This is a genomic window from Protofrankia sp. CiP1_Cm_nod3, from assembly GCF_982290655.1.
The window spans coordinates 5,526-18,182 of sequence record NZ_CEVIVD010000066.1; the positions used below are offsets into that span (position 1 = coordinate 5,526).

Below are 12,657 nucleotides of genomic sequence, written 5' to 3' on the forward strand. Positions count from 1 at the left end.
GGGCTGGTGCCGGCAGCCACGGCCAGCTCGCCCGGCCGGCCCGTGTATCGCGGTGAGCAGCACGACGGCCATGTCGGGCGAGGAGAAGAAACCCGTCAAACTATGGCCGCGTGGTGGTTACGGTCAACGACCGCCGCGCGGGCCATCGGGCGGATCCGGGTCGTGTGTGCCCGCAGGCCCGGGGGGTTCCTTCGGTGACTCGTTCGGTGACTTCGGCGGCGGGGTGTCCCGGAGCCGCTCGAGTTCCGAGATAGGATCTCCCACGGTGCTGGCGGTGTCACTGTTGGCGAACCGTTGCGGGTCGGCGAGGTCGTCGGCGTCCGGGAGCAGGTCGGGATGGGCCCACAGCGCGTCCCGCTCGTCGATCCCTCTGGCCTCGCCCACGGCAGCCCACAGGGCGGCTGCCTCGCGCAGTTTGCGGGGACGCAGGTTGAGGCCGACGAGCGTGGCGAAGGTCTGTTCGGCCGGCCCGCCCTCGGCCCGCCGCCGGCGCACCATCTCGCGCAGCCTGGACGCCGCCGGCAGGTTCTTCGCCGCGGCGGCGTCGGTGACCGTCTCCACCCAGCCCTCGATCAGCGCGAGGATCATCTCAAGGCGGGCCAGCGCCGCGGCCTGCTCGGGCGTGGTCGCGTCGTCGAAGACGTCACCGCCGAGCGCTTCGGCGAAACTCGCCGGGTCCATCAGCCGGGACGGATCCATCAGCCGGGACGGGTCGAGCATCGTCATCGCCCGCGAGACCGCGTTCGGGTCGACCGCGATGCCCCGCGCGTACTCCTCGACCGTGCCGAGGACGTGCCCGCGCAGCCACGGGACATGGGCGTACAGACGCTGGGACGCGGCTTCGCGCAACGCCAGGTAGATCCGGACCTCGGTGGGGTCGACCTCCAGGCCGGCGCCGAACGCCTCGACGTTGGCCGGTACGAGCGCGGCCGTGCGGGCCGGGCCCAGCGGCAGCCCGACGTCGGTGGCGGAGACCACCTCGCTGGCGAGCAGGCCCATCGCCTCGCCGACCTGGGCGCCGAACAGCATCCCGCCGATCCTGTTGATCATTTGGATGATCGGGCCGCCGGCGGACGCCAGCTGGCCCAGGTCAAGGCTGGGTGGGAGCTGAGCGGCGAGTTCCGGCGGCAGCCCGGCACCGAGGTCGCCCATCTGGTCGCCCAGTTGCGCGAGCCCGCCGGAGATACCGCCGCGCATGGCGTCGGCCACCCGGGCGGCCACCGGATCGCACAGTGTCCGCCAGACGGGCAGCGTCACCTCGATCCATCTGCCGCGCGTCCATCCCTCGGCGGCCGTGGCCCCGGCGGGAAGGGGCGTCACAGGGTCGAGCCAGACGTCGGCGAGCCGGACCGCCTGCCGGACGGCCTCGATGTCGGCTTCGGTGACAGCCCGGTCGCCGTCACCGAGGGTACGTACCGCGACCTGGCGCGCGAGCTCCCAGTTGACCGGTCCGTCGTGCCAGGACAGCAGGCGTTCGAGTTCGGCGAAGAACGGGGCCCCGGTGCCGAACGGCATGCCGGAGCCGCCGCCCGCGCCACCCGAGGACGAGCCGCCCGGGGTGAAGCCGAACGGGAAGCCGCCGCTCATCGCCACCGCCCCCGCCGGGAGGAGGTGCGCTGCGGTTCATGGACCCTGGATCCGGACATGCACCAACGGTAGTGCGTTTTCCTGGCGATGCCGAAACGACGTCACCAGGACTGCCGACGGGGCGGCCCATGACCGCCGGTGAAAGCCACGAGCCGGACAATCCGTCCGCCGGCTGCCTCTGCATACCATGGCTCCCACCGCCTGGATCCCACCGCTGGATCCTGGATTCCACTCCTGAATCCCACTGTCGTCCCAACCGGGGTACCAGGGCTGTCGCCGCTGCCGGCTGTCGCCGGCGACCGGTGAGCTCGAAGGGGCCGGCACCGCGATGATCATGCCCGGCTGTCGCCGACAGCCGGTGAGATTCGTCCCAGTGCCCGTCGGATGCCGCTGCCGTGACAGATGTCCCGGCGTCCCGGCGTCCCGGCGTCCCCTGGCCGCCTCCTGGCCGCGTCCCGGAGGGCGCCTCTGCCGCTCGAAGCCGGTGCCGGCCGGATGGCCGCCCTACGCGCGGACTACGGTCGGGCACATGGGCGATATCCACGCTGGCCCCGGCCCGGCTGCTGGCCCCGGCCCGGCTGCTGGCCCCGGCCCGGCTGCTGGCCCCGGCCCGGCTGCTGGCCCCGGCCCGCGGCGCGCCGCCCGCGACGCGGCCGGTCGGCCGGGTGCGCCACGGGTCGTCCTCGCGTCGGTCCGGGCGGAGGAACTGTCGGTCGACGAGTGCCTGCGGGCCGTCCGCGAGCCCGGGGTGGGGGCGGTCGCGCTCTTCGTGGGCACGGTACGTGATCACGACCACGGGCGCGCGGTCACCGAACTGGAGTACACTGCCCACCCGCGTGCCGGCGCCGAGATCACACGCGTGGCGGACGATGTGGCTGCCATGTACCCGGTGCTCACCGTTGCCGTCACTCATCGTACGGGACTACTCGGTATCGGTGACATCGCCGTTGTCGTCGCGGTGGGGGCCGCGCACCGCGACGAGGCGTTCGCGGCCTGTCGTCGCCTGATTGACGAGGTCAAGGCCCAGGTGCCGATCTGGAAGCGGCAGGTCTTCGCGGACGGTTCGTCGGAGTGGGTGGGAGCCTGCTGAGCGTGGCTTACCATGAAGGTCGCCTCCCTTCCCCCGTCTCGACGCCGAGGCCGCCATGTGGTTCCTGCTCATCCCGCCTGTCGCCGTTCTGGTCACCCTTGTCTGGTTCGCCCTGCGCTCGCGCCCGGAACGCCGGCCCGAAGCACTGATCACCGTTGAGGGCTACCGGCGCAGCATGGCCGCTCTGGCGCGGCCGCTGCACTCGTCCCATGATCCGTCCAGTCGTGACCGGAGCTGGGCGTCCCGGGCCGGCGGCCGCCCGCCGGACCCGCGGTCGCCGGACGCGCCGTAGCCGCCGCCCCGTGGCGGATCCGCCCGTGTGGGCCCGGCCGTTGCGGGCCACACGAGCGGTTGCGCCACAGTTATGCCACTTTTTTGTGATCACTTTTTTGTCAGCTCGCTAGACTGCGAACATGACGCGGCGTATCCAGACACTCGTTGTTGCGTCCACGTTGTCGTTACTGCTCGTGGTCGTCGGGCTGTGGCTGCCGGTGCCGTTCGTGCTGCTCTCGCCCGGGCCGGTCACCGACACGCTCGGGCGTACCGACGGCAAGCCGTTGATCGAAATAGAGGGCCGGCAGACCTACCCGACCTCGGGGCGGCTCGAGCTGACGACGGTCGAGGAGATTCCCCGGCTCAACGTCCTCGGCGCGGTCCGCGGCTGGCTCAGCAGCGACCAGGCCGTGGTGCCCCGGGAGCTGGTCCAGCCGCCGGGTACCAGCGAGGAGCAGATCCGCCAGGAGAACACCGCGGCGATGATCGACTCGCAGGACCAGGCGACCGCCGCGGCTCTCCGCGAGCTCGGTGTCGCCGCGACCGGGACGTCCGTGGTCGTCTACCAGCTCGGTGCGCGCTCGCCCGCCGAGGGCAGGCTGCTGCCGGGCGATGTGATCGTGTCCGTGAACGGCGCCGCCATCACCACGCAGGGGCAGCTGCGGGACGAGATAGCGCGGGTCCGCCCCGGGCAGGCGGTGGCCATCTCCTACGTCCGGGACGGTGGCGCGCCCGCGCAGGCCGACATCATGACGGTGCCCGCGCCGGACGACCCGTCCCGGCCGGTCATCGGGATCATCACCACCGAGAAGCGCAGCTACCCGTTCACGGTGACGATCAGGCTCAAGGACGTGGGCGGACCGAGCGCCGGGCTGATGTTCGCTCTCGGCATAGTCGACCTTCTCGGGCCCGAACAGCTCACCGGCGGCCGGACGATCGCGGGCACCGGCACCATCGACGCCGCCGGCACGGTCGGGCCGATCGGCGGCATCCAGCAGAAGCTCCTCGGCGCCCGCCGCTCCGGCGCGGTCGCCTTCCTCGTCCCGGCCGGGAACTGCGCGGACGCCCGGGAGTCCGCCCCGGGCGGCCTGCGGCTCATCCGGGTCGAGACGTTGCAGGACGCCATCGGCGACCTGCACGCCCTCGCCGACAATCCCCAGGCGAACGTCCCCAGCTGCTGAGCGCCCGCGCCCGCCCGAGAAGCCTCACCCGTTGACACGGCCATCCCGGCGGGTGACGGCTGCCGGCAAGCCGGCCACCTGACGGACACACCGGCCGGTGGGCCTGTCCCGGCCGGGAAACGATCCTCCGGTCAGGGAAAGGCGCCGGTCAGTGGAAGGTCGCGAGCAGGCCGTCCACGAGGCCGTCGGCGAGGTCCGGGTCGACCACCAGCTCCTCGTCCCCGCGTACCCGCAGGCAGGACGCGTGCTGCCCGTCGCGGGTCACCCCGACCGCGAGCCGCACGTCCTGGCGCTCGGGATGGCTGGCCGCCCAGATCTCGATGTCCGCCTCCTCGTAGGGGGCTTCCTGCTCGGCGCTCGGGGGCAGCACGACGAGCTCGGTGACCAGGACACAGCCAAGGACCTCCTGCGGCCAGCCGATGCCGGCCAGCACCTCGTCCAGGCGCCCGGGGGGCAGGGGCTCCTGCTCGACCGGGGTGAGCGAGCCGGGGACGATCTGGCCGATGTGCGCGGCCAGGGCCGGCTCGCGGGCGACGAGCTCGGACGTGTCCGCCAGCGCGTACACCTGACTGGGCTGGTCCCAGCCCAGATCGGCCACGTGCCGCTCGACCTCCAGCACAACGGATGTCAACTCACTGATGTCGGGGCTGCTCACTAGCCCATCCTCTCCGATGGTGCCAGTCGGGCACTGGCGTAGGTTGCCTTCCAGGTGGACAACCTGGTCGTGTGCCCCCGACACAAGGAGAAGCGAGTGGCAGCAGCCCGCAGGCCACTGGTGGCGCGTACCCGCATCCTCATCCCCACTCTGGTCGTGCTCATCGTTCTGGTCGTTCTACTCGGCGTCTTCACCCGGGTCTACACCGACCTGCTCTTCTTCCGGTCGGTCGGCTTCGGCAAGGTCTTCAACACCGTCCTGTCGACACGGATACTGCTGTTCGTCGTCTTCGGTGCGCTGATGGCCGTCGCGGTGGGTGCCAACCTGCTGCTCGCGTACCGGCTGCGGCCCTCGGTGCGCCCGCTCTCCCTCGAACAGCAGAATCTCGAGCGCTACCGGGCCGGCATCGAACCGTACGCGGTGCTGATCCTGTTCGGCGTGTCGATCCTGTTCGGCATAGTAGCGGGTGTCTCGGCGTCCGGCCGGTGGCGGACCTGGCTGTTGTGGCGCAACGGGGAGTCCTTCGGGCAGCGGGACGCCCAGTTCCACCGCGACATCAGCTACTACGCCTTCACCTACCCGTTCCAGCGTTTCCTGCTCGGCTTCCTGCTGACCATCGTGGTGCTGTCGTTGCTGGTGACGCTGGTGACGCACTACCTGTTCGGCGGTATCCGGCTGCAGACGCAGAGCGAGCGGGTGGTGCCGGCGGCGAAGGTGCACATATCCGTCCTGCTGGGCCTGCTGGCCCTGCTGAAGGCGTGGGCCTACTACCTCGACCGCTTCGGGCTGGTCTTCTCCTCGCGCGGGGCGGTGCGCGGGGCCTCCTACACCGACACGCACGCGGTACTTCCCGCGAAGCTCATCCTGTTGTTCATCTCATTGCTGTGCGCGGTGCTGTTCATCTACAACATCTTCCAGCGGGGATGGACGCTGCCCCTGCTGTCCGCCGGGATACTGGTGCTGTCCGCCCTGGTGGTGGGAGGCATCTACCCGGCGATCGTCCAGCAGTTCCAGGTCCGGCCGAACGAGGCCTCCCGGGAGGCGCCCTACATCTCGCGGAACATCGCGGCCACCCGCGCCGCGTACGGGATCGACCAGATAAGACCGCAGCCCTACGACGCGTCCACCACACCCGACACGGCCAAGCTCGGCGCGGACTCGGCGACGCTGTCCAACGCGCGCCTGCTGGACCCGAACGTGCTCTCCGCGACCTACGACCAGCTCCAGCAGATCCGTGGCTACTACGGCTTCCCGGCCTCGCTCGACATCGACCGTTACACCATCGCCGGCGCCGACGGGCGCGACGGCACCCAGGACTACGTGGTCTCCGTCCGCGAGCTCGACCAGGGCGGTCTCGCGCCGCAGCAGCGGAACTGGATCAACCTGCATCTGACGTACACCCACGGCAAGGGGTTCGTCGCGGCGCCGGCGAACATCGTCGACAGCTCCGGACGCCCGGTCTTCACCGAGCAGAACCTGCCGCCGACCGGCCCGCTGAACGTACGGGAGAGCCGGGTCTACTTCGGCGAGCTGTCCCCGGACTACTCGATCGTCGGCACCCGGCAGGCCGAGATCGACGGGCCGGGCGACGCCGCCGGCAGCCAGGCGACGACCAGCTACAACGGGAGCGGCGGCGTCTCGGTCGGCTCGACGTTCCGGCGGGCCCTGTTCGCGTTGCGCTTCCAGGAGAAGAACATCCTGCTGTCGAGCGACATCACCGACAGTTCCCGGATCCTCTACGTGCGTAACCCGCGGGACCGGGTGAGCAAGGTCGCGCCCTGGCTGACCCTGGACGGCGACCCCTACCCCGCGGTCATCGACGGCCGGGTGACGTGGATTCTCGACGGCTACACGACCACCGACGGATACCCCTACGCCCAGCGCCGCACCCTCGGCTCGGTGACCGCGGACGCGGTGACCACCCGGGTGGCCAACCGGGCCAACCAGGCCGCGAACGAGGTCAACTACATCCGGAACTCCGTGAAGGTCACCGTCGACGCCTACAACGGGACCGTCGCGCTCTACGCCTGGGACGAGGCGGATCCCGTCCTGAAGACCTGGATGAAGGCGTTCCCGGGCAGCGTGAAGCCGAAGAGCGACATTCCCGCGTCCCTGCTGAGCCATCTCCGTTACCCGGAGGACCTCTTCAAGGTGCAGCGGGACCTCCTCGCCTCCTACCACGTGACCGATCCGCGTGAGTTCTACTCACAGGAGGACTTCTGGGCGGTCTCACCGGCCCCGGACGACCAGAACCAGACACAGCCGCCGTTCTACGTCTACAGCCAGCTGGTCGGGCAGTCGCAGCCCACCTTCAACCTGACCTCCCCGCTGCTGGCGCGGGCGTCGTCGAAACTCGCCGCCTACATGGCGGTGTCGAGCGATCCCGGCAGCTACGGCGAGTTCCAGGTCCTGCAGCTGCCCAAGGGCGTCACGATCAACGGGCCGGTCCAGGTGCAGAACCTCATCGAGTCCAACGCGAAGATCTCCCAGGAGCTCAACCTGCTGCGCGGCCAGGGCTCCCGGACCATCCAGGGGAACCTGCTGACCCTGCCGGTGGCGGGCGGGCTGCTCTACGTCGAGCCGTACTACGTCCAGGCGCGGGAGAACGCCGTGTACCCGACCCTGCAACGGGTGGCGGCCGTCTACGGCGAGAACATCGGTTTCGCGCCGACCCTGGGCGAGGCGTTGAGCCAGGTCTTCGGCACGAGCGTCGGCGGTACGCCCGGCGGCGGCACGGGCGGTGCTGGCGGTACGGGCGGCACCGGCGGTACGGGACCGGAGAGCCCCCCGCCGGGCGGCACGAACGACCCGCAGATCCGGCAGGCGATCGCCGACGCCGACCGCGCCTTCACCGCCGGGCAGGACGCGCTGCGCAAGAGCCCGCCCGACTTCACCGCCTACGGCAACGCGCAGAAGGACCTCTCGGACGCCCTGGACCGGCTGGGGCGGCTGACCGCGGCGCCACCGCCGCCAGCGAGCCCCGCGCCTTCGCCGCCGCCAGCGAGCCCCGCGCCGCCGCCGTCTCCCGGGCCCGCCGAGCCGGGCTCCCCGGCGCCGCCGGCCGCCGCTCCCGGCGGCGTGCCACCGGCGCCACCGGCAACCATGGCCCCCGCCGGGGCGCCGGGAGGGTAAGCCCGGCCGCCGGCCGGAAGATTCGATCATGTCCATTTGACACCCCCCACCCCGCGTCTTGTATGGTGAAGACACACCGACGCGGGGTGGAGCAGCTCGGTAGCTCGCTGGGCTCATAACCCAGAGGTCACAGGTTCAAATCCTGTCCCCGCTACCAAGTAAGTTCATAATCCAGAAGCCCTCTCGCCAGAAAATGGCGAGAGGGCTTCTGGATTTTTGTCGACAGGACTCTCCGCGCCCTTGTAGTAGAGCTCGGTGTCGCGCATCACACTCTCGGTGATCTGCTGGCGTGCCGTGTCCCAGCCGTCGCGCGGGATCGGCTGCGTCGAACAACCTTTACCCTGTCCCGCTACCAACGCTGCGGATTGGCCGCCGCCGGACTCGCCGCGCTCCATGCCGAGTACCCGGCCTGTCCTGTCACGCCCTCGGCGGCCACTTCCACGACTCCGAGTCCCTCCGGGCCGCTGCCGGCGCCGACGGCCCAGGTAGCTACCAGCGGCGCCACACGACATCTGCTTGCACATCACCGCCAGGGGGAGGCTGACTGACGCACGACGCTCGGCAGCGGCCCCGTCGCGTACGTCTCCCGCGAGACCGAAATGATCACATGCACCGCGTGGCCTTCCACGGTTTGTTCTGGCTCCTCAGGCCACTGCGGCGACTGCCGACAGCGTAGAACGTCGTCGAATTTTACCTATTCGTCTTAGAAGTGGATACAAGAAGGATGTTATTGACACCTCCGCGGAGCGTCAGCCATCCTGGTGTCAGGATTATCGAAGTTGCATCTGTTTCTGAGGCAGGCTGGTTGCACATGACACGAGCGATCCCCCCTTCGCTGGCGCCTGTGCTGGAGCAGCTGGAGCTGGAGGAAGCGGATCTGGTGACGACAGCGCGGCTTGACGATCTGGTCCGCGCGGCTGGTATCCGCACGGCTACCCGGACAGTCGCGGCCCGGCTGCGTGAGCGTGGCTGGCTGTTGCCGACTGGCCAGCGCGGCGTGTGGGAGTTCGCTCCGGCAGCGGTGGCCGGTCCTTACAGCCGCGGCGGGCACACCCGCCTGCTGCGTTCGGTCCTCGCTCGCAGCGAGGTCGCCTGTGGCCTGACTTTCCAGGCAGCCGCGTGGGCGCTCGGCCTGGCGGACCGGGCCCCAACGCGTGTCGAGGTCACGGCGGTGAGTGAGCGTGATGCCCGCCGGTTGCCCGATGGCCTCGACGTGTCGGTGTTCGCGCCCAGGCTCGACTACCAGCGAGCGAAGGGGGTGCCAGTGCTGCACCCGGCGAGCGTACTGGTACATATGGCCACGAATCCGACTCGTGTACGCTCATGGTCCAGCGCACTCGAATGGCTTCCGGACCTGGTCGCGGAAGTTACCACTGACGACGTGCTTGTCGAGTTGGGCAGGCGTCCATCCACGGTCGCCAGCCGATCGGGCTATCTACTCCAGGGGCTGCGTCCCGACGTAGCCGAGCAGATCATCGGGCCTTCGACGAAGACGTGGTTCGGCCCACGCCGCAAAGTTGTCCGACACGACAGCCGCTGGCAGGTGGCCGACACCCTGCTGCCCTTCGACCCACGAAAACTGGAGTCCGTCACATGAGCAGTGGACTCATCGCGGTTACGATCGGTTGGATCGGTCGGCACACCCCACCAGGCGCTGGGGTCGACGGCCGTGACGCTGCCGTCATGGACATCGCCCAGGACCTGCTTCTGCGTGATCTGCACGGGCGGGGCAGCCTCGACGAACTGGTCTTCTGAGCCTGTACTGACAGGCTCAAGTGGCATGACGAGACTTCTGCGGTAGGAGTGTGAAAGCTGTGTGGGTGGGTTTCTAGTCGAATTTCACCGAGCCGCAGGTGAGGTTCTGTGGGGGTGGGGTCAGGGGTGACTGGCCGCGGGCGATCAGGCGGGTGCCGGAGAAGTCGTAGAAGGTGGTGCGGCCCTGATAGCTCCTGCCGTCGGTGCTGGTGCCCGTCCAGATCTCGATCGCGGCAGTTGGTGACTGCGTGCGGTGGCAGCCCCATTTCGCCGCGTTCCGCAGCGAGGCGCCGTAGGGCAGCGACGCCTGCTGCCCGTCGAGGGTGACCAGCCGCAGCCGGGAGTCGACGTACCGGAAGACCGTTGCCGCCTGTAGCCCGGCTCCCCGGTCGACCCGGACGAACACCTCCGCGTGCCCGTCCCGGTCCGCGTCGACCGAGCCGAGCACCCCCTGCACCGTCAGATCCGGATTGCCCTCGAAGGGAACCTCGTCGGTACGGCCGGTCGCGTAGCGGACCAGGAGTGTGCCAGCGGCGGGAAGTGTGATCGAGTCAGCGCGGCCGTCGCCGTCGACATCGCCGTCCCGCGCCGGGGACGCGCTGGCCGTCGCCGTCGCGGGTGACGTCGCCGGTGACGTGACGTGCTGCGTCCCCGTCCGGTTGCTGTCGGACGACTTCGAGACATGCGACGACCGTCCGCCGGACGAGCGGCTGCTACCGCTGCTGACGTTGCAGCCCGTCGTCAGCAGGATTGCCGCGGTGACCGCCAGGGTGACGGGGACAGCAAAAGGCACGGACACACGCATGACGCCCCCACGGCTGTAAAAGCTTTCATCCGGTATATCCGCTGACTCGGATGAATGCGAGGCCGTCGTGCCGTGGCAGGCCTGTCCGGATATCGACAGGGTAAAATCGCCGTCAGCCTGTTGAGATTCCGTGAATACCGCCGGGGCGCGGTGACGCGCCGGCCGGTTTTCAGGTCCGGTGACAAGGGCGGGACGGGTCGTTGTGCCGTCACGCCGCGTCCCGCTGGTTCAGGTGCCGGGGGTGCGCCAGGGGCTTGCCGGGCGCAGCAGGTCGGCCGAGCGCAGCAGCACCTCGGCGAGCATGCGGGCCTCCTCGGGCGTGAGATAGGCGGCGGCGAGGGCGTCGAGCATCGGGGCGTCCAGGCGTAGCAGGATCACCGGCGCCTGTCCCGCGGCGGCCGGTGGCTCGGGCCGGACCGTTATCTCCGCCTGACCGATCCGGGTGATCAGGACCCCGTCATGCGGATCGTGATGAACCAGCGCCATGGTCATCCACTCCTCCCGAACCGAAGCGGTTCCGGCTGTCGCACATGTTGGACTCTCGTCCACTGGTACTGGTTGCTCCGGTCGGACGTCGGTTTTCCGACCGCGGCCGCGGGAAAAGCATGATCGCCGGGGTGCTGGTGCGCCGGTGCCGTCCGGAGCATGGTGCCACATTGTGGCCCTAAAAGTAGCCATCTGGACACGCAGTTGAATACAGGCGAGAAGGGTGCCGATCGCAATCAACGATCAGAAGCGATATCGCTACTTTTCGTCTACCTGTGGAGGGGTCGAGATGACGCCGAGTTCTGGAGAGCCCGCTGCCGACGCGCCGGATGACGGCCGCTGTGATACCTGCCATCCCGCCCTCCTGCGCGGTCTGACCATGCCACGCACGTCCGCGCGCCGGGGGGCCCACCGGCGCCCGGCCCGGCCGGCGGCGGGCCGCGGCGGGCTCGGGCGGCGGGAGTTCCTCGGCCTGGCCGGCCTGGGCCTCTCCAGCGCGCTGGCCGGCGGTGGTGCCCTGCTGGCGGCATCATGCGGCAAGGAACGCCCCGTGGCGCCGCCGCTGCCCCCGGAGCCGAGCCCGCTGCCGGAACGCGGCGTCGCCGAATACTGGAACGGCCGGACGCAGGCCGGCCACTTCGACTTCGCGAACTGGCCGCTGTACATCGACACCTCCCCGGGCCGGCCCGACAGCCATCCGACGCTCGACGTCTTCACCAGCGCGACCGGTATCACGGTCTCCTACCGCGAGGTCATCGAGAACGACGAGTCGTTCTACGCGGGGATCCGGCCGCTGCTGGAGGCGAGCCGCCCGACCGGCTACGACCTGATGGTCATCCCCAACGGGCAGGTGCTCGCGGACCTCATCCGGCGCAACCACCTGGCGCCGCTGGACGCGGGCCGGCTGCCGGCCTTTCTCGCCAACGCCGACGAGAGCGTGGCGAATCCCTCCTACGACCCGAACAACCGGTTCACGGTCGCCTGGCAGTCGGGGATCACGGGGATCGCCTACGATCCCAACCGCACCGGCCGGGAGATCAGCAGCTTCCGTGACCTGTTCGACCCGGCCTTCGCCGGCCGGGTCGGGATGTTCGGGGACGTCCGGGACCTGCCGAACTTCACCCTGGTGGGCATGGGGATCACGCCGGAGGCCTCGACGCCGGCGGACTGGCGGAAGGCCGCGGAGCTCCTGCGCGGGCAGCGGGACGCCCGTATCGTCCGCGACTACTACCAGCAGGATTACATCGAGCCGCTCAGGAAAGGGGACATCTGGCTGTCCATGGCCTGGTCCGGGGACATCTTCCAGGCCAATTCCGAGGGTGCCGGCCTGCGTTTCGTGATTCCCACCGAGGGCGGCATCCTGTGGACCGACAGCATGTGCATCCCGGTCACCGCGCCACATCCGGTGGACGCCATCACCTTCATGAACTTCGTCTACCAGACCGACATCGCCGCGAAACTCGCCGAGGGCATCAACTACATCACCCCCGTCCCGTTCTCACGGGATAAGATCATCCGGGACGCGGGCACCGCCAGCGGCCCCACGCAGGCACAGCTGGTCGCCACCGCCGACAGCCCGCTGGTTTTCCCGGTCCGTTCGGATCTTTCCCGGCTGCGGCGCTACCGCGTCCTGAGCCGGCTCGAGGCCGTCGAGTGGAACAGCCTGTTCCAGTCCGTCTACCAGCCCTGACGA

Annotated in this window: 12 protein-coding genes and 1 tRNA gene; 8 read left to right on the forward strand and 5 right to left on the reverse strand. The window is 69.8% G+C overall.

Annotation, left to right across the window (positions count from 1 at the left end):
* Positions 1-123: 123 nt before the first annotated feature.
* Complete coding sequence (locus tag AC5LUJ_RS14105) at positions 124-1,587, reverse strand: zinc-dependent metalloprotease (RefSeq protein WP_250285129.1); 1,464 nt, start codon at positions 1,585-1,587, stop codon at positions 124-126.
* 529 nt (positions 1,588-2,116) lie between these two features.
* Between AC5LUJ_RS14105 and AC5LUJ_RS14110 the strand changes: the two genes are divergently transcribed.
* The 3 genes from AC5LUJ_RS14110 (at position 2,117) to AC5LUJ_RS14120 (ending at position 4,131) form a co-directional block, all read left to right on the forward strand.
* On the forward strand, positions 2,117-2,677 hold the full coding sequence (locus AC5LUJ_RS14110) for a molybdenum cofactor biosynthesis protein MoaE (RefSeq protein ID WP_493465069.1): 561 nt from the start codon (positions 2,117-2,119) through the stop codon (positions 2,675-2,677).
* 55 nt (positions 2,678-2,732) lie between these two features.
* On the forward strand, positions 2,733-2,969 hold the full coding sequence (locus AC5LUJ_RS14115; protein ID WP_250287018.1) for a hypothetical protein: 237 nt from the start codon (positions 2,733-2,735) through the stop codon (positions 2,967-2,969).
* A gap of 121 nt (positions 2,970-3,090) precedes the next feature.
* Positions 3,091-4,131: a YlbL family protein gene (locus tag AC5LUJ_RS14120; RefSeq protein WP_250287013.1), complete on the forward strand. Its 1,041-nt coding sequence runs from the start codon at positions 3,091-3,093 to the stop codon at positions 4,129-4,131.
* A gap of 148 nt (positions 4,132-4,279) precedes the next feature.
* Here the strand turns inward: AC5LUJ_RS14120 and AC5LUJ_RS14125 are convergent, their stop codons facing one another.
* Positions 4,280-4,786 (reverse strand): PPA1309 family protein, encoded by a 507-nt coding sequence (locus AC5LUJ_RS14125; RefSeq protein ID WP_250287011.1) that lies wholly within the window; start codon positions 4,784-4,786, stop codon positions 4,280-4,282.
* 96 nt (positions 4,787-4,882) lie between these two features.
* On the opposite strand from AC5LUJ_RS14125, the gene AC5LUJ_RS14130 reads away from it, so the two are divergent.
* Positions 4,883-7,918: a UPF0182 family membrane protein gene (locus AC5LUJ_RS14130; protein ID WP_493465070.1), complete on the forward strand. Its 3,036-nt coding sequence runs from the start codon at positions 4,883-4,885 to the stop codon at positions 7,916-7,918.
* An 80-nt stretch (positions 7,919-7,998) separates the two neighbouring features.
* Positions 7,999-8,075: transfer RNA gene (locus tag AC5LUJ_RS14135), tRNA-Met, on the forward strand.
* A 7-nt stretch (positions 8,076-8,082) separates the two neighbouring features.
* Here AC5LUJ_RS14135 and AC5LUJ_RS14140 read toward each other — a convergent pair.
* Positions 8,083-8,313, reverse strand: coding sequence for a hypothetical protein (locus AC5LUJ_RS14140; protein ID WP_250290117.1), 231 nt, complete (start codon positions 8,311-8,313; stop codon positions 8,083-8,085).
* 449 nt (positions 8,314-8,762) lie between these two features.
* Between AC5LUJ_RS14140 and AC5LUJ_RS14145 the strand changes: the two genes are divergently transcribed.
* Together AC5LUJ_RS14145 and AC5LUJ_RS14150 are read left to right on the forward strand one after the other, a co-directional pair.
* On the forward strand, positions 8,763-9,515 hold the full coding sequence (locus AC5LUJ_RS14145) for a type IV toxin-antitoxin system AbiEi family antitoxin (RefSeq protein WP_493465071.1): 753 nt from the start codon (positions 8,763-8,765) through the stop codon (positions 9,513-9,515).
* Positions 9,512-9,673, forward strand: coding sequence for a hypothetical protein (locus tag AC5LUJ_RS14150; protein ID WP_250287558.1), 162 nt, complete (start codon positions 9,512-9,514; stop codon positions 9,671-9,673). The genes AC5LUJ_RS14145 and AC5LUJ_RS14150 overlap by 4 nt, the downstream gene beginning before the upstream one ends.
* 73 nt (positions 9,674-9,746) lie before the next feature.
* On the opposite strand, the gene AC5LUJ_RS14155 is transcribed toward AC5LUJ_RS14150, so the two are convergent.
* Positions 9,747-10,478, reverse strand: a complete 732-nt coding sequence (locus AC5LUJ_RS14155) for a hypothetical protein (protein ID WP_493465072.1) — start codon at positions 10,476-10,478, stop codon at positions 9,747-9,749.
* Positions 10,479-10,706: 228 nt separating this feature from the next.
* Entirely contained in the window at positions 10,707-10,964 is a 258-nt protein-coding gene (locus AC5LUJ_RS14160; RefSeq protein ID WP_250287562.1) for a hypothetical protein, read from the reverse strand.
* 379 nt (positions 10,965-11,343) lie between these two features.
* On the opposite strand from AC5LUJ_RS14160, the gene AC5LUJ_RS14165 reads away from it, so the two are divergent.
* A complete protein-coding gene (locus AC5LUJ_RS14165) occupies positions 11,344-12,654 on the forward strand; it encodes a polyamine ABC transporter substrate-binding protein (protein WP_250290124.1) in 1,311 nt (436 codons plus the stop codon).
* Positions 12,655-12,657 lie beyond the last annotated feature (3 nt).